Annotated in this window: 14 protein-coding genes and 1 pseudogene; 12 read left to right on the top strand and 3 right to left on the bottom strand. The window is 64.3% G+C overall.

Translation table 11 applies throughout. The annotated features are described in order from the left end of the window. Positions 1-20 precede the first annotated feature (20 nt). Together ACNJX9_RS26470 and ACNJX9_RS26465 are read left to right on the top strand one after the other, a co-directional pair. On the top strand, positions 21-2,378 hold the full coding sequence (locus ACNJX9_RS26470) for a TonB-dependent receptor (protein WP_439404968.1): 2,358 nt from the start codon (positions 21-23) through the stop codon (positions 2,376-2,378). Positions 2,379-2,387: 9 nt separating this feature from the next. Next, entirely contained in the window at positions 2,388-3,824 is a 1,437-nt protein-coding gene (locus tag ACNJX9_RS26465; RefSeq protein WP_439404967.1) for a PepSY domain-containing protein, read from the top strand. Between the two features lie 4 nt (positions 3,825-3,828). On the opposite strand, the gene ACNJX9_RS26460 is transcribed toward ACNJX9_RS26465, so the two are convergent. After that, positions 3,829-4,965, bottom strand: coding sequence for an MFS transporter (locus ACNJX9_RS26460; protein ID WP_439404965.1), 1,137 nt, complete (start codon positions 4,963-4,965; stop codon positions 3,829-3,831). 476 nt (positions 4,966-5,441) lie between these two features. Between ACNJX9_RS26460 and ACNJX9_RS26455 the strand changes: the two genes are divergently transcribed. The 7 genes from ACNJX9_RS26455 (at position 5,442) to ACNJX9_RS26425 (ending at position 13,538) form a co-directional block, all read left to right on the top strand. After that, entirely contained in the window at positions 5,442-6,374 is a 933-nt protein-coding gene (locus ACNJX9_RS26455) for an N-carbamoyl-D-amino-acid hydrolase (protein WP_439404964.1), read from the top strand. A gap of 46 nt (positions 6,375-6,420) precedes the next feature. After that, on the top strand, positions 6,421-7,890 hold the full coding sequence (hydA, locus tag ACNJX9_RS26450; RefSeq protein WP_439404963.1) for a dihydropyrimidinase: 1,470 nt from the start codon (positions 6,421-6,423) through the stop codon (positions 7,888-7,890). Between the two features lie 179 nt (positions 7,891-8,069). Next, positions 8,070-9,674 (top strand): ABC transporter substrate-binding protein, encoded by a 1,605-nt coding sequence (locus ACNJX9_RS26445; RefSeq protein ID WP_439404962.1) that lies wholly within the window; start codon positions 8,070-8,072, stop codon positions 9,672-9,674. 17 nt (positions 9,675-9,691) lie between these two features. Further along, the gene (locus ACNJX9_RS26440; RefSeq protein WP_057758840.1) at positions 9,692-10,633 is read left to right on the top strand and encodes an ABC transporter permease; all 942 of its coding nucleotides are present in this window, start codon (positions 9,692-9,694) and stop codon (positions 10,631-10,633) included. Beyond that, entirely contained in the window at positions 10,630-11,553 is a 924-nt protein-coding gene (locus tag ACNJX9_RS26435) for an ABC transporter permease (RefSeq protein ID WP_439404961.1), read from the top strand. The genes ACNJX9_RS26440 and ACNJX9_RS26435 overlap by 4 nt, the downstream gene beginning before the upstream one ends. Positions 11,554-11,568: 15 nt before the next feature. Then, positions 11,569-12,558 carry an ABC transporter ATP-binding protein gene (locus ACNJX9_RS26430; RefSeq protein WP_439404959.1) on the top strand — a complete coding sequence of 330 codons (990 nt, stop codon included), beginning with the start codon at positions 11,569-11,571 and terminating at the stop codon, positions 12,556-12,558. Further along, positions 12,555-13,538 (top strand): ABC transporter ATP-binding protein, encoded by a 984-nt coding sequence (locus ACNJX9_RS26425; protein WP_057758833.1) that lies wholly within the window; start codon positions 12,555-12,557, stop codon positions 13,536-13,538. Before ACNJX9_RS26430 ends, ACNJX9_RS26425 begins: the two co-directional genes overlap by 4 nt. Before the next feature lie 158 nt (positions 13,539-13,696). Here ACNJX9_RS26425 and ACNJX9_RS26420 read toward each other — a convergent pair. Then, positions 13,697-14,140: pseudogene (locus ACNJX9_RS26420) on the bottom strand (helix-turn-helix domain-containing protein); the annotation flags it as partial. A 243-nt stretch (positions 14,141-14,383) separates the two neighbouring features. Next, entirely contained in the window at positions 14,384-15,091 is a 708-nt protein-coding gene (locus ACNJX9_RS26415) for a hypothetical protein (protein WP_057758831.1), read from the bottom strand. Positions 15,092-15,588: 497 nt separating this feature from the next. Here ACNJX9_RS26415 and ACNJX9_RS26410 point away from each other — a divergent pair, with 497 nt between their 5' ends. The 3 genes from ACNJX9_RS26410 to msrA all read left to right on the top strand — a co-directional run bounded on the left by ACNJX9_RS26410 (position 15,589) and on the right by msrA (position 17,476). After that, positions 15,589-16,278 (top strand): VOC family protein, encoded by a 690-nt coding sequence (locus ACNJX9_RS26410; protein WP_439404958.1) that lies wholly within the window; start codon positions 15,589-15,591, stop codon positions 16,276-16,278. Positions 16,279-16,452: 174 nt separating this feature from the next. Next, a complete protein-coding gene (locus tag ACNJX9_RS26405; RefSeq protein WP_057758827.1) occupies positions 16,453-16,875 on the top strand; it encodes an OsmC family protein in 423 nt (140 codons plus the stop codon). Positions 16,876-16,963: 88 nt separating this feature from the next. Next, positions 16,964-17,476: a peptide-methionine (S)-S-oxide reductase MsrA gene (msrA, locus tag ACNJX9_RS26400; protein WP_057758825.1), complete on the top strand. Its 513-nt coding sequence runs from the start codon at positions 16,964-16,966 to the stop codon at positions 17,474-17,476. Positions 17,477-17,483: the final 7 nt, after the last annotated feature.

Here is a 17,483-nt window from a genome sequence, read left to right as displayed (position 1 = left end):
TCACTCCGAGGTCCAGGACCGTGTTTACCAGCCGTATTGTACGACCACGCCGCATTTTGCTGGCGTCTGCCGCTCTGACATCTCTTGCAGTTGTCGATATGTCCGCCGCTTTGGCGCAGCAGGCCCGCGAGACGCTGCCGGCTGTGGAGGTGTCGCCCCCGCAATCCCGCAAGCGGGTCAAGCCGGCCGCCCGGGACGCGGCAGGCGCCCGCCGCGCGACAGCGCGCAAGCCGGCCGCGGCGGAGGTCGCGCCAAGACCGGTCGTGACGAACAATGCGGCGCCGACGCCGCTCAACAGCAATGCGGTTGCCGAAAGCGCCTCGCGCCTCGGCCTGACGGTGCGACAGACACCCGCAACGGTCGAAGTCATCTCCGCCGAGACCATGCGCGAGCAGGGCTACCGCACCGTCTCCGATGTCGCGCAAGGCGCGGTTGGCGTCACCGCCGGCGACAATCCCGCCGAGCCTTCAGCCTTCTCGATGCGCGGCTTCACCAACAGCCAGATCAACACGCTCTACAACGGCATCAAGATCGGCCCGCAGAACATGACCTCGCGGATCATGGACACCGCCAATCTCGAAGCCGTGGAAATCCTCAAAGGCCCGGCCTCGCTGATCTCGGGCGAGGGCGCCGCCGGCGGCGCGATCAATTTCGTTACCAAGCAGCCGCACACGGGGCCGATCCGGAACGAAGCGGACTTCTCCTGGGACTCGTTGAACTCTTTCCGCGCGCATTACGGCTCGGGCGGCAGCACCAATGTGCAGGGGCTGGACTACCGTTTCGACTTGAGCCGCTCCACGCTTAACGGCTTTGCCGACGATACCAGCACCAGGACGTTCGATGTGTCTGGCCAGCTCAATTACCGCATCTCGGACAGCCTCAAGGTTTGGGGCGCGATCGAATATCGCGAGGATCGCGGACGGGCCTATTGGGGCGCGCCCCTGGTGCCCGTGGCCTTCAGCGGCTCGCACGCGACGGCAGGCATCGTCTCGGGCACTTATATCTCGAACTTCAACGGGACCAATCTTGGCCCTGTGACCATCGACGATCGCACCTTCAACACCAACTACAACGTTCTCGACAACCGCAACGTGGCTCAGGAGGTGTGGCTCCGCGGCGGCTTCGAGCTGGGGCTCGCGCCCGACCTCACCTTGAAGAGTCAGGCCTATGCCTACGGCGCGGAGCGCTCCTGGCTCAACAACGAGGTTGAGGCGTTCAACACAACGACGAATAGGGTCGATCGCAGCCGCTTCTATGTCGCGCACAGCCAGCGTCTGGTCGGCAATATCACCGACCTGACGTGGGATGCTGATATCGCGGGCCTCGAAAATCGTCTCGTCACGACCTTTTCGTCGAGCTATCTCGATTTCGTCCGGCCGGGCGCGGCGAATTTCCCCGGCGATTCCGTTGATCTCGTCGATCCCGACCGTGGCTTCTATGGCCTGCTCACGACCAGGCAGCAGACCGCGCGGATCGACAACGAGGCGCTGTCGTTCGAGGATCGGCTGAAGCTGACGCGGACATTCGCTCTGATCGGCGGCCTGCGCGTCGAACATATCGGGCTCGACCGCAACTCGACCGACGTCAACGGGCTGGAGAACGCGGGATTCCCGTTTACGAAATCCTGGGCGCCCGTCACGGGGCGCCTCGGCTACACCTGGGAGGCCATTCCCGGCCTGACCTTCTTCAGCCAGTACGCCACCGGCGCAGATGTCTCGGCCAACAACATCTTCCTGCTCGGGCCGACCCAGCCGCTCGATCTGACCACCGCACGCACCTACGAGACCGGCGTCAAGCACGTACTCTGGGACAACAGGGCGGAGTGGTCGTTCTCGGCCTACGATATCGTGCGCAAGAACGTCTATGCCGCGGCCGGCGGCCAGACGCTCAACATTGCGGGGCGGCAGGAGTCCAAGGGCGTCGAGCTTGCCGGATCGATTCGCCCCATCGCGCCTTTGCGTCTCTGGGGCAACATCGCCTATGTCGATGCGCGTTATGCCGACTATGATTTCACCGGCGGCTCGTTCTCGGGCAACAGGCCGCCGAACGTGCCGCGCATCGTCGCCAATGCCGGCGCGTCCTGGCGCTTCTTCACACCCTGGCCGGTGGAGGTCGGCATCACCGGCCGTCATGTCGGCGATCGCACCAACAGCGACGCCAACACGGTGACCATGAATGCCTATACCGTCGGCGACGTTTACGCCTTCGTCGATATTCCCAAGACGGTTTTCAATGCCGTCGACCAGGCCCGCCTGACCTTTCGGGTGCGCAACGTCACCGACAAGCGCTACGCGATCTGGGGCGACCCGTTCTATCCCGACCAGATCCTGCTCGGTGCGCCCCGGACCTACGAGATCGCCGCCGCGTTCAAATGGTAGGGGGATCACATGACCGGCGTGATCGTCCTTCTGCACCGCTGGCTCGGCATCGCGTTCTGCCTGATGTTCGCGATGTGGTTCGCAAGCGGCATGGTGATGCACTTGGTTCCGTTTCCCGCACTGACGGAGGCGGAACGCCTCACCGGTCTGGCGCCGGTGGAGGGGGCATCGATCATTCCGGTTGCCGACGCGGTCGCCGCAAGCGGGATCACGGACGCCACGCGCATTCGCCTGATCCAGCGCAGCGACGGGCCGGTCTACGTCGTGTCGGAACCGTCGCGGGTTCGGGCGGTCCATGCGTCAGACGGAGCCGACGCCTCGGTGGAATTTCCCGACGTCGCGCTTGCGATTGCACAGGACCATGCCCGCCGACGCGGGTTCGATGCCGCACACGCTGCGATCATTGCGCGCGCCGATTACGATCAATGGAGCGTGCCGAACGGGTTTGATCGCCACCGGCCGCTATTTCGCATCGCTCTCGGCGATGCGGCCGGGACGGAAATCTACGTGTCGTCGCGCATCGGCGAGGTGGTGCTGGACACGACCCGCAGCGAGCGCGGCTGGAATTGGGTCGGCAGCGTCGTGCACTGGATCTATCCGACGGTTCTCAGGAGCAACTGGGTGCTGTGGGACCGGGTGGTTTCGAATCTCGCGCTGGTGGCCCTGATCGCGGCGGTGCTTGGGGCGCTGCTCGGTGTCATCAGGATCAGGATCCGGGGGCGGGTCTCGTCACCCTATCGCGGCTGGCACGCTCTGCACCACGTCATCGGTCTCGTTTCGACCGTCTTCGTGCTGACCTGGATTTTCAGCGGCTGGCTCTCCATGGATCACGGCCGGCTGTTTTCGCGCGGGCAATTGACCGCGGCTGAGGCGGGCATAACGAATGCTGTACCGGACTGGCGCACGGCTCCATCGCTCGATCAGCGGGCGCTGTCGATTTCTGCCCGCGAAGTCGAATGGTTTGCTTTCAATGCGAATGTCTTTCGGCGCGACCGGACCGATCTTGGCCGCCAGACCTTGACCAAAGCGGGCGAGGCGGCCCGCGATCGGCAGAAGACGTTCCTGGATGCGCAGGAGGTCCTCCGCCTCACGACGCGCCTTTCGGGAGGCTGCGGCGCGGTGTCGGTTGTTGCGGATGACGACGCCTATCCGGCTCGGTCCAGCGTTCCCGGCGCTCCCGTCTATCGCTCACGCTGCGGCGATCTCTGGTTCGATATCGACGGCGCTGACGGCAGCATTCTGCAAAGGCTCGATGCTTCGCGGCGCGTCTATCGCTGGGCCTACAGCGCGCTGCATACGCTGGACGTCCCCGTCCTCATGGCGCATTCGCGCCTGCGCGATGGCCTGATCGTCGGGCTTTGCGCGCTCGGCCTGGCGTTCTCCGTCACCGGAATCGTGATCGGCTGGCGGCGCTTGCGGGCAACCTTTGCAAGCAAAGGCGCATGACGTGCTAAATTTTTCTGGTCACGGCGCGCGCCGACAGCGTGACGATGCACATCAGCGCGGCGAGCATCCAGAATGCCGCCGGCAATCCGATGGCATGGGCGACAAAGCCGATGCCGGCAGGGCCAACCAGCACACCGGCATAGCCGGCGGTGGTGATCGACGCCACCGCAAGCCCGGTGGGCATGGCGGTCTGCCTGGCCGCACCACGGAACAGCACCGGCACGAGGTTCGAGGCGCCAAGGCCGATCAGCAGGAAACCGGCGATGGCAATGGCCGCGCTCGGTGCGAGCAGCAGCACCGCAAGGCCCGCGACCGCAAGCAGGCTTCCGCCGATCAATGTCGCGCGATCGCCGATCCGCGCAACGACAGCGTCGCCGCCAAGCCGGCCCACGGTCATCGCAATCGAGAACACGATGTAGCCGATCCCACCGCGAGCCTCGCTGACGAGGCCCGCGCCGATGACGAGCAGGGCACCCCAGTCCAGCATCGCGCCTTCGATCAGGAAGGTGACCGCGGCCAGCAGCGCCAGCAACAGCACGATGCCGTGCGGCAGCACGAACAGCGGTCCCTCCTGCGCCTGTGTCCTGCGCAGCAGGCGTGGCCAAGTCATCGCCATCGCGATCAGCATCAGTACGGAACAGATCAATGCGCTTCCGAGCGGTCCAAGATGCAGCGACAGCAGCGCCGTCATCACCGCCGATCCGGCAAACCCGCCAATGCTGAACAGCGCATGAAAGCCCGACATCAGCGGCTGTCCTGCCGCGCGTTCGACCTCGACGGCGTGGATGTTCATGGCGACATCGATGGAGCCGAGCGCGGCTCCGAATGCGAGCAGCGACAGCGCCAACGCTACAGGCGTGCCGGCGACGACCAGCAGCGGCAACATCAGGGCAAGGCCGATCCCGCCGGCGATGATGATCGGCTTGGTGCCGTAACGCGCGCTCAAAATGCCGGTTGCGAGCATCGCCACGACCGAGCCGATGCCGAGGCTGAGCAGCAGCAGGCCGAGGACGGCGTCGTCGACCGCGAGCCGTGCCTTCGCGAACGGAACCAGCGGCGCCCAGCACGCAAGGCCGAATCCGGCGACCAGGAACGAGAGGCGCGTGGCGAGCCGCGTCGCCGGCCGGTCGGCTGAGGCCATCGGTGAAACTCCGGGAGGGAAGCGCACGCGATCGCGGGCGAGGGATGTGCTGGGATGTGCTTAAATCATCAACGGGAAGCGAAGGCCAGAGTTCCGGCAGCCCCGTGAGTTGACGCCTGTAAATTAGCCAGACAGCTCAATTCCTTCGATTGCAGCGGGCGAAAGGCGCTAATTCATCGCGGAAAATCCGTGGTGCGCTGCACGTTATCCCTATGCTCACGTGCTCATTCCGCGGGCAGTGCGGTCCACCGAGATGGGGTGAGCGCGCATCCTCTGGACGTGGAGCATCATCGCCGCGCCCGAGGGTTTACTGGGGCGCGGCTGCAAGGTGCCGAACGGGGAGAACGGACGGCATGAAAGCTGCTTGGCTGGCAAAACGCCGCTCGGCCACGTTATGCTGCGCGCGCAGACCCGCCCTTGAAGCTGCGATCGCCAGCCTCGCCAAAAAAAGTCGTCAAGAAGTCAGGACATCGCTGATGCGTATCGTCACAGTTGCAGCCGCTCAGATGGGCCCGATTCAGAGGGCCGACAGCCGCGAGGCCGTGGTCAAGCGCATGATCGCGCTGATGGACGAAGCCAAGAGAAGAGGCGCCGATCTCATCGTCTATCCCGAGCTGGCACTGACGACGTTCTTCCCGCGCTGGTATGTGGAGGACCGAGCCGAGTTCGACAGCTGGTTCGAGCGCGAGATGCCGAATGCGGCGACCATGCCGCTGTTCGAGCGCGCGGCGCAGCACAGAATCGCGATGAATTTCGGCTATGCCGAGCTGACGCCCGACGGTCACCACTTCAACACCGCGATCCTCACCGACAAATCCGGCAGGATCGTCGGCAAATATCGCAAGGTCCATCTGCCCGGCCATGTCGAATACGAATCCCACCGCTCGCGTCAGCACCTGGAGAAGCGCTATTTCGAGCCGGGCGATCTCGGCTTCAACGTCTGGCGCGAGCTCGGTGGCATCATCGGCATGGCCATCTGCAACGATCGCCGTTGGCCCGAGACCTATCGCGTCATGGGCTTGCAGGGCGTCGAGATGGTGCTGATCGGCTACAACACGCCGTCGGTGAATGCGGAGAAGAGCGAAGAGGGCGTCGAGAAGCGCCTGTTCCACAACCGCCTCTCCGTGCAGGCCGGCGCCTATCAGAATGCGACCTGGGTGGTTGCGGTCGCCAAGGCCGGCGTCGAGGATGGGCATGCGCTGTTCGGCGGCAGCCTGATCGTCGATCCCAATGGCGAGATCGTTGCCGAAGCAAAGACCGACGATGACGAGGTTCTGGTCCACGCCTGCGACCTCGACGCCACCACCTTCGGCAAGACCACGATCTTCGACTTCGCCAGGCATCGCCGCATCGAGCATTACGGCCTGATCACCAGCCGCACCGGTGCGGTGCCGCCGCCTGAGAAGTGATGCGGACGGCCTTCTCGCAAGCTGGCGATCAACCATGGAGTGCCTCATGACCGAACCCACCTACGACCTCATCATCCGCGGCGGGCGCGTCGCCACAACAACAGACGTGTTCGAGGCGGACGTTGCCATCTCCGGCGAGACCATTGCGGCCATCGGTCGTGGTCTGCCTCCGGCCAAGCGCGAGATCGATGCGCGCGGCAAGCTGGTGCTGCCTGGTGGCGTCGACAGCCACGCCCATATCGAGCAGCTCTCCGCGGCCGGCATCATGAATGCCGATACGTTCGAGAGCGCGACCGTATCGGCGGCGTTTGGCGGCACCACCACGGTGATTCCGTTCGCAGCGCAGCATGTCGGCATGAAGCTGCCGCAGGTGGTGGAGGATTATCACGCACTCGCCAGGAAGGGCGCCGTGATCGACTACGCCTTTCACATGATCATTGCGGATGCGACCAGGGAGACGGTCGAAGAGCACATTCCCGCACTGGTGAAGCAGGGCCATGCCTCGATCAAGATCTTCATGACCTATGACCGGCTCAAGGTCGACGACGAGCCGCTGCTCGACATCCTCCTCGCCGCGCGCCAGTCCGGCGCAATGCTGTGTGCGCACGCGGAGAACCACGGCATCATCGCGTGGATGGTGAAGCGGCTGCTCGCGCGCGGCTACACCATGCCGAAATACCACGCCGTCAGCCACGCCCGCGTGTCTGAGGCGGAAGCCTTCACCCGGCTGATCGGCATGGCGGCGCTGATCGACCAGCCGATCATGATCTTCCATGTCTCGACCGCCGAAGGCGCCAAGGTGATCCGCGACTCGCGGGGGCAGGGGCTGAAGGTGTTTGCCGAGACTTGCCCGCAATATCTGTTCCTCACCGCTAGCGATCTCGACAAGCCCGGCGCGGAAGGCGCGAAGTGGATGTGCAGTCCGCCGCCGCGCACACATTCCGACCAGGAAGCACTGTGGCAGGCATTGTCTCTCGGCGATCTCCAGACCATCTCGTCGGATCACGCGCCCTATCGCTTTGATGAGACCGGCAAGCTGCGTGCCGGCCTCAATCCGAACTTCAAGCAGGTCGCCAACGGCCTTCCGGGATTGGAGCTACGGCTGCCGCTGCTGTTCGACGCGATGGTCTCGAAGGGCAGGCTCGGTCTCGAAAAATTCGTCGAGCTGACCGCGACGGCGCCGGCAAAGATCTACAATCTGCATCCGCGCAAGGGCTCGATCGCCGTTGGCGCCGATGCCGATATCGCGATCTGGGATCCCAACCGCGAGACCGTGATCGCCGACGAGATGATGCACGATCTCGCCGGCTACACGCCGTTCGCCGGCCGCAAGCTCAGGGGCTGGCCGGTTTCCGTGCTGTCGCGTGGCCGGCTGATCGTCGACGGCGGCAAATGTCTCGCCAGCGCCGGCAGTGGCCAATTCCTGGCGCGCAGCGGCGGCGAGGCGGCGAAGCCGACCGGTCGGCTCGTGGCGGACATGGATCCGGAGCGGAATTTCGGAGCAAAACTGCTGTGATCGCGCACCCGGCGCGACGACGATCGTCGTCCGCGCTGCTGCGCGGCGACAGGCGCAAGTCGCCAATAGCCCGCTGCCGAAGGAACGGTTGCTGGCATACCATTTGCAAGCCGATGGGCTCTGTTTCACCTGCCTTTGGCCAATGATTGGCTGGCACCACGGCTTTACTGGAGGACTTCATGGATCGCAGGACGGTATTGAAGGGACTGGCCGGCGCGAGCGGTCTGGCGTTGACCGGTGGCCTCTCGGCCCCGGCGATCGCGCAAGGCGCGGCAGCCCGGACCCTGCGTTTCGTGCCGCAGGCCAATCTCGCCAATTTCGACCCGATCTGGGGCACCCAATATGTCGTGCGCAATGCGGCCGCGATGGTCTGGGACACGCTCTACGGCATCGATTCCTCGTTCCAGCCGCAACGGCAGATGGTCGAATCCGAGGAAGTGACGGACGACGGCACGACCTGGACGTTCAAGCTGCGCTCGGGCCTGAAATTCCACGACGGCGAGCCGGTGCGGAGCAAGGACGTCGTCGCGAGCCTCAGCCGCTGGGCTGCGCGCGACCCCATGGGCCTGATGCTCAAGGCGATCCAGCAGGAACTCACGGCCGTCGACGACCGCACCTTCAAATGGGTGCTGAAGCAACCCTTTCCGAAGCTGCTCTACGCGCTCGCCAAGAACAATTCGCCCTGCGCCTTCATCATGCCGGAACGCATCGCGCAGACCGATCCGTTCAAGCAGATTTCGGATTATATCGGCTCCGGCCCGATGAAGTTCGTCGCGGGCGAATGGGTGCCGGGCGCGAAAGCGGTGTTCGAAAAATTCGCCGACTATGCACCCCGGCAGGAGAAGTCGTCCTGGCTCGCGGGTGGCAAGCAGATCCTGCTCGATCGCATCGAGTGGGTGATCATGCCGGATCCGGCGACCGCCGCGGCGGCGTTGCAGAATGGCGAGATCGACTGGTGGGAGAACCCGATCGCCGATCTCGTTCCGGTGCTGAAGAAGAACAAGAACATCAATGTCGATATCGGCGATCCGCTCGGCAATATCGGCTCGTTCCGCATGAATTTCCTGTACCCGCCCTTCAACGACGTGCGCGCGCGGCGCGCCGTGCTGATGGCGATGAGCCAGGAAGACTATATGCGCGCGCTCGTTGGCGACGACGATTCGCTGTGGAAGCCGCTGCCCGGCTTCTTCACGCCCGATACGCCTCTTTACACCGAGGTGGGTGGCGAGGTCCTGAAGGGCAAGCGGGATCTCGATGCGGCCAAGAAGCTCCTTGCGGAGAGCGGCTATTCCGGTCAGCCGGTGACGTGTCTCGTCGCGCAAGACCAGCCGATCACCAAGGCGATGGGCGATGTGACGGCCGATCTGTTGAAGAAGCTCGGCATGAATGTCGACTTCGTGGCGACGGATTGGGGTACGGTCGGTTCGCGCCGCGCCCAGAAGACGCCGCCGGGCCAGGGCGGCTGGAACATGTTCCACACCTGGCACGCCGGCGCGGACTGCATCAATCCCGCGCCCTACACCGCCATTCGTGCCAATGGCGACAAGGCCTGGTTCGGCTGGCCGACCAGCGCAGGCACGGAAAAGGAGGTCACGTCCTGGTTCGAAGCCAAGAACCTCGACGAAGAGAAGGCCGCGATCGGCCGTCTCAACAAGGCGGCGATGGATGACGTCGTGTACGCGCCGACCGGCTTCTTCCTGACCTACACCGCGTGGCGCAAGAATGTCTCCGGTGTGACCAAGGGACCGCTGCCGTTCTTCTGGGGCGTATCGAAGACCGCTTGATCCTGCGCTGAGGCCAGATGCTTTCCTACATCCTCCGGCGCATCGTCGCCACCTTGCCGGTGATGGCGATTGTCGCGCTGTTCGTGTTCAGCCTGCTCTATATCGCGCCGGGTGATCCGGCCGTGGTGATCGCGGGCGACCAGGCGAGCCCGGAGGATGTGGAGCGCATCCGCCAGAGCCTCGGCCTCGACCGGCCGTTCCTGATCCAGTTCGGAAGCTGGGTCTGGCGTCTCATGCACGGCGATCTCGGCACCTCGATCTTCACCAACCTGCCGGTGTCGACCATGATCGGGCAGCGTCTCGGACCGACGCTATCGCTGATGGTGATCACGCTGCTGCTCACGATCCTCGTCGCGGTGCCGCTCGGTGTCGTTGCGGCGTGGAAGGCCGGCAGTTTCATCGATCGGGCCATCATGGGCTTCGCCGTGTTCGGCTTCTCTCTGCCGGTCTTCGTGGTCGGCTACATGCTGGCCTACATCTTCGCACTCGAGCTCGAATGGCTTCCGGTGCAGGGCTATACGCCGCTCAACCAGGGCTTCTGGCCGTGGCTGCAGAATTTGATCCTGCCGGCGATTGCGCTCGGCTGCGTCTATATCGCGCTGGTGGCGCGCATCACCCGTGCCGCCATGCTCGAAGTGCTGCAGCAGGACTATGTCCGCACCGCCAAGGCCAAGGGCCTCGGGCAGGGCGGCATCCTGTTCATTCATGCGCTGAAGAACGCGGCGGTGCCGATCGTCACCGTGATCGGCATCGGCATCGCGCTCCTGATCGGCGGCGCGGTCGTGACGGAAAGCGTGTTCGCAATTCCCGGTCTTGGCCGTCTCACCATCGATGCGATCCTGCGGCGCGACTATCCCGTCATTCAGGGCATCGTGCTGCTGTTCAGCTTCGTCTACGTCCTCGTCAACCTGATGATCGACGTCACCTACACGCTCGTTGACCCGAGGATCCGCTATTGACCGATACCACTGTCAACCCGCAGTCGCTTCCGGCCGGGCTCGTCCTCGCGCCGCAACTGCCTGACATCCTGCGGCCGGTCACGATCCGCCGGGGCTTCATCGGGTTCTTGCGCGGCCATCCGACCGTCGCGATCGGCGGCCTGTTGCTGCTGGTGCTCGTGCTGATCGCGGTTTTTGCGCCGTATCTCTGGACCGTCGACCCGACTGCGCTCGCGCCTGCCAAGCGCACGAGAGCGCCGTCGGCAGCGTTCTGGTTCGGCACCGACGTGCTCGGCCGCGATATCTATTCGCGCGTGCTGTTCGGCGCGCGGGTCTCGCTCACGGTCGGGCTGTCGGTTGCGATCTTCGCCTCCGCGGCCGGCCTTGCCATCGGCATGGTCTCGGGCTTCGTCCGCTGGGCCGACGGCATCTTGATGCGCTTCATGGACGGCTTGATGTCGATCCCGCCGATCCTGCTCGCGATCGCGCTGATGGCGCTGACGCGCGGCAGCGTCGGCAACGTCATCCTGGCCATCACCATCGCCGAGATCCCGCGCGTCTCGCGCCTGGTCCGCAGCGTGGTGCTGTCGCTGCGCGAGCAGCCTTATGTGGATGCGGCGGTCGCGTGCGGCACACGAACGCCGATGATCATCCTGCGCCACATCCTGCCCAACACGGTTGCGCCGATGCTGGTGCAGGCGACCTATATCTGCGCCAGCGCCATGATCACCGAGGCGATCCTGTCCTTCATCGGTGCCGGCACGCCACCCACCATTCCGTCCTGGGGCAACATCATGGCCGAGGGCCGCGCGCTGTGGCAGGTCAAGCCCTACATCGTGTTCTTCCCGGCGGCCTTCCTGTCCGTCACCGTGCTCGCCGTGAACCTGCTCGGCGACGGCCTCCGCGATGCGCTCGATCCGCGCATGGCCAAGCGTCTCTGAACGGGGCTGCTCACGATGGCGTTGCTTGAAGTTGAAAATCTCCAGACCCACTTCCGCACTCCCAGCGGCATCAATCGCGCGGTGGACGGGGTGTCCTTCCATGTCAATGAGGGCGAGACGCTCGCCATCGTCGGCGAGTCCGGCTGCGGCAAGTCGGTCACCTCGATGTCGCTGATGCGGCTGATCCCGGAGCCGCCGGGCAGGATCGCCGGCGCGATCCGCTTCGCCGGCAAGGATCTGCTGCAAATGTCCGACCGCGAGATGCGGGCCATCAGGGGCAACGACATCTCGATGATCTTTCAGGAGCCGATGACCAGCCTCAACCCGGTCCTCACCGTCGGCCGCCAGATCCGCGAGACCCTGATGATTCATCAGGGCCTGGACAAGCAGGCCGCCGAGGCGGACGCGGTCGAGATGCTGACGCTGGTCGGCATTCCCGAGCCGAAGCGGCGCGTGCGGGAATATCCGCACCAGCTCTCCGGCGGCATGCGCCAGCGCGTGATGATCGCGATTGCGCTCGCCTGCAATCCGAAGCTCCTGATCGCGGACGAGCCGACCACGGCGCTCGACGTCACCATCCAGGCGCAGATCCTGAAGCTGATGCTCGATCTGAAGCGCCGCGTCGGCGCCGCGATCATCCTGATCACCCACGATCTTGGTGTCGTCGCCGAGATCGCCGAGCGCGTCATGGTGATGTATGCCGGCCGCAAGGTCGAGGAAGCGCCGGTGGCCGAGCTCTTCCGTTCCCCGCGCCACCCCTATACGAAAGGATTGCTCGGCGCAGTGCCGAAACTCGGCTCCTCGCTATCAGGCACCACGACGCGGCTCGCTGAAATTCCGGGGCAAGTGCCCGATCTGCGCAAACCGATCACCGGCTGCGTCTTCGCCGGCCGCTGTGCGCTCGCGACCGATCTCTGCCGGCAATATGCGCCGGGGCTCGAGGAGAAGGGGCCGCGCCATATCGCGGCCTGCCACTACGCAGCCAAGGGAGCCGTCGCGGCATGAGTGTCCCGCTGCTCCAGGTCAACGACCTCAAGAAGCATTTTCCTGTCAACAAGGGCCTGTTTGGGCGCAACTCCGAATTCGTTTATGCCGTCGACGGCGTCTCGTTCGAGATCGCGCGCGGCGAGACACTGTCGCTGGTCGGCGAATCCGGCTGCGGCAAGTCGACGGTCGGCCGCGCGATCCTGCGGTTGTTCGATGTGACGTCGGGCCAGGTGATCCTCGACGGCCAGCGCATCGACGATGCGCTGCCGAGCACGATGCGCCAGATGCGCCGGCGCGTGCAGGTCGTGTTCCAGGATCCGTTCTCGAGCCTCAATCCGCGCATGCGGGTGCGCGACATTCTGGCCGAGCCAATCCGCAATTTCGGCCTCGCCAAATCGGCAACCGATCTCGAAACGCGCGTGACCGCGCTGATGGACACGGTGCGCCTGCCGCGCGAGGCGCTGAACCGCCGGCCACACGAGTTCTCCGGCGGTCAGCGTCAGCGCATCGGCATCGCCAGGGCGCTGGCGGCCGAGCCCGAGCTGATCGTCTGTGACGAGGCGGTCTCGGCGCTGGACGTCTCGGTCAAGGCGCAGATCGTCAACCTGCTGCAGGATCTGCAGCGCGAGTTTGGCCTGGCGCTGCTCTTCATCAGCCATGATCTCGCCATCGTCGAGCATATGACCCATCGCGTCGCGGTAATGTATCTCGGCAAGATCGTCGAGGTGGCGCCCCGCCGGCAGATCTTTGCAGCGCCGCGACATCCCTATACCAAGGCGCTGCTCTCGGCGGTCCCGCTGCCGGACCCGGGGGCCAAGCGCAGTCCCATCATCCTCGGCGGCGACGTGCCGAGCCCGATCAACCCTCCGAAAGGCTGCCGATTCCATACCCGCTGCCCGTACGTCTTCGATCGCTGCCGGACCGAAGAGCCGCAGCTTCGTTCGGCGGAAGGCGAGCAATGGGTCGCCTGTCATCTGGATGCGCTGCCGACGGGATAGGGCGCATTCGTGATGCCGAAAACCGCGGCGCCATGAAAAAAGGGGCCGTCCTGTGAGGGTGCAGGGCGGCCCCAAGAGGCTCGTAGGCCCGGGAGGAGGAGGGCGCGAGCCGGCGCAGTGGCAGCGCACTTACGCCAAGCGGGTTGTCGAGAGCGTTGTCATGCCGCCGTGCTCACGATGTGGCCCTGATCCCATGATGGACGCCGTCGTGGCAGCGTTTCAACGTCAGGCCGGTGGCTCTTGCTGGCCGCACGCCAGCGCGCCGGGGTCTCGCCGCTGATGCGCTTGAAGACAGTCGAAAAGTGCGCCTGAGTGCTGAAGCCGACTGCAAGAGCGATCTCGGCCAACGGTCTCTCTGATGTCGTCAACAGCGACTTCGCCTGCTCGATGCGATGGTTGAGCAGATATTCGCGCGGACGATATCCGGTCGCTGCACGGAACTGCGCGGCGAAATGCATCCTGGAGAGGCCTGCGACGCCGGCGAGCTCGGACAGGCTGATGCCGCGTTCGAAATGAGCGGCGATGTGTTGTTCGACGCGTCGGAGCCGCCATTTCGGCAGAGCATTGACCTTGGCGCGTGGCAATTCGGGGCGGACCTCGTGATCCCCGGGCCCCGCCGCAAGGTCGATCCGGGTGTAAACCGTCTGCAATTCCGTCAGCATCGCCTGTTCTCTCAAAGCTCGTTCGCTGTGACCACGGGACTCCGAACCCCTCGGCATGGTGACAGCATATGCGCGAGCCGGCCTCGAAGCCCGTTAGGAACTGTTAGATTCTGTAGATGCAGACAATCTGCAGTCATCGATCGCAGAAAGTTCCCTTGAACCAGGTCCCAGAGACTTGCCCCGCTACTCGAAGACAGCGTCGAAGATCTCGACGTCGATCAGCACCGGCCTGGCGATAGCGCTGCCGTCGGGCTGTTGCATCAGCGTGCGCCGCAGGGTCGGAACGACGATGCCGCCGAAATTGTCGTGAGCCCATGAATAGTGCGCGACACGCGCGCCGAGCAGATCGTGATCGGTTCGCCGCTGCAAGGCATTTTCATCGAAGTAGAACACCTGTTCGGACGCAAGATTGATCAGGCTCGGCGGCAATTGCGCGCGAAGGCGCCGCCACGTCTCATTGTTCTCCCGCCACGGCGGCAGCTCCTCGATCGCAACGTCAGGACGGGCGAGAAGGAATGGGGTGGTGAGATAGTTCCAGATCTGGACGCCGCAGAAGAAAACCAGATGCAGCTCGTCCGCCAGCGCATGCGTGCCGTTGGTGGGGACGGCGAGACTGGGGTTGCTCAAGGTCCGCAGCAACTGACCGTCGAGGGTTTCGATCGTGATCGCATCAGGCGCGAACGCGCCTGACTGTTCGCCGCCGGTGATCCCCGTGAAGCGCACCGATTGTGTGCGCATCGATCCTTCCGCGGTGACATCCTTGAATTCGCGGGCATGCCCGGCGTCCGCGAACAGCGTTCCGCCGACGGACAAATGCAGGGTGAACCGGCTCAAGCTGTTCCAGCGGGCCAGTCCCCCGCAGGCGTCGATCGCATCGTCGAGAAGTGCCATGTCTCACTGCATCCACCATGAATTGGGATCACCATGGCGGAGCGGGCGCGGCCTGGCGTGTTAGAAGTTGTTAGGAGTTGCAAGAGCCAGATCTTGCGGTATCCCGTTGAAGACGCTCCTAATTCAGGGCGCAACAAGCGGCGCAAGCAGAGCCTGCGCGCCGACCTTCCGGCCATCCCGCCGCCAGACGCGAGCAAGGCTCATCGCGCCCCGAAGCTTCCAGCGGCGCGCGCATTCGGAACGGGTGCACCGGTCGTATCACGCAAGGATCACGTGCCGTCCGATCATAACAAAATCTTGCAACGTCTAACGAGCATGAGGTGCAAGTCTATATCAGTATAACCTGCGAACCTGCGATCAGGCCTATTCCCAACGGGGGAAGACTACGATGCCCGATGTCAAATCGCGGCCGAATGACGGGGGCGTTCGAACACATCTCGCCGGCCTGAACAGCGGCTTCAACGCTCGAACCTGCACTTCAACTCAGGGAGTTCGACATGACCATCATCGAGACGGCGCACGGCGTCGAAACAAAAGCGTCGAGATCGCAGCGAGCCGATCTCAAGCTCGAAGTCATTGTCATTCCGGTATCGGATGTGGACCGCGCCAAAATATTTTATGCGAGCCTCGGCTGGAGACTGGATGCCGATTTCGCCTCTGCCGATGGCTGGCGCGTCGTTCAGTTCACGCCGCCGGGCTCGGCCTGCTCGGTGATTTTCGGCAAGAACGTCACATCGGCGGTCCCTGGCTCGGCCCAGGGCCTGTATCTTGTCGTCTCCGACCTCAAGGCCGCAACTCAGGATCTGCTCGCCCGTGGCGTTGGGGTCAGTGAACCCTTCCATGGCGCCGGCGATGTTCACGCCGGGACGGACGAGCCTTATCTGTTTGGCCGCATCAGGCTCAACGGCGCTGATCCGAAACGCGGTAGCTACAGCTCGTTTGCTTCATTCAGAGATCCAGACGGCAACGGCTGGCTGCTTCAGGAGGTCACGACCCGGTTGCCGGGTCGCATCGAAGCGGAGGACGCCGCGTTCACCTCGTCAAGCGAGCTTGCGGGCGCGCTGCGGCGCGCCGCCGCGGCGCATGGCGAGCACGAGAAGCGAACCGGCGGACACGACGAGAACTGGCCGGACTGGTACGCCGATTACATCGTACGCGAGCAGGCCGGCCAGCCGCTGCCGACCTGATGCGCGGCCCACGCTAGAACCCGCCGGGCTTCCACGTCCGACAGGTTGGCAGTTGATGGAACCGCTGCGGCGCTCGACCGGTTGTAGGCGATACGGGGGGCGGCGCGCCAATGGCCCTTTCATCGGTGGGGAGCGCCGCTGGACGAGCCCAAATCAAGCAAGGAGAAACGAGAGATGATCCGCAAGGCAAGAGCTGTATGGCAGGGCACTGGTCGCGACGGCACAGGCCATCTCTCCAGCGAATCCGGCGTGCTGGCCGAGACGCCCTATTCGTTCAAGACCCGCTTCGAGAACGAGAAGGGCACCAATCCCGAGGAATTGATCGCGGCCGCGCATGCCGGCTGCTTCACGATGGCGCTGGCGTTCGGTCTTCAACTCGCGGGCTTTACCCCGACCGAGCTCTCCACTGAGGCCGCCGTCACCCTCGAGCCCGAAGGGAAGGGATTCAAGATCAGCAGGTCGGCGCTGACGTTGCGCGCCAAGGTGCCTAATCTCGACGATGCCGGCTTTGCCCGCATTGCCGGCGAGGCCGAGAAGAACTGCCCGGTATCCAAGGTCCTCAACGCCGACATCAGCCTCGACGCCAAGCTGGTCTAGCCGGCCCGCTTCGAATAGATTGGCCATCCGGTTCCTCGCCGAAGGGCTGGAACCGGATGGACATCCCTGGCACGACGGGAGCTGACACATGACGACAGAGCGCGCGGTTTTGGCGGGAGGCTGCTTCTGGGGCATGCAGGATCTCATCCGCAAGCAGCCAGGTGTGATCGCAACGCGCGTCGGCTACACCGGCGGACGGGTGAAGAACGCCACCTATCGCAATCACGACGGTCACGCCGAAGCGATCGAGATCATCTTCGACCCCGCGAAGACCAGCTTCCGGACCATGCTGGAGTTCTTCTTCCAGATTCACGATCCGACGACGCTCAATCGCCAGGGCAATGATCTGGGGACGAGCTACCGCTCTGCGATTTTCTACACGTCGGATGAGCAGAAGCGCATTGCCAATGACACCATTGCCGATGTCGAAGCATCGGGCTTGTGGCCCGGCAAGGTCGTGACCGAAGTCGCTCCCGTTGGTGAATTCTGGGAGGCCGAGCCCGAGCATCAGGACTATCTCGAACGCTACCCTGACGGCTACACCTGTCACTTCATCCGGCCCGACTGGAAGCTGCCCCGACGCGCCGCCGTAGGCGGATAGAGCTCGC

The organism is Bradyrhizobium sp. BLXBL-03 (genome assembly GCF_051853015.1).
Taxonomy (GTDB): Bacteria; Pseudomonadota; Alphaproteobacteria; order Rhizobiales; family Xanthobacteraceae; genus Bradyrhizobium; species Bradyrhizobium manausense.
The sequence above is the reverse complement of the archived record's forward strand: the minus strand, read 5'-3'. Positions and strand labels throughout refer to the sequence as shown.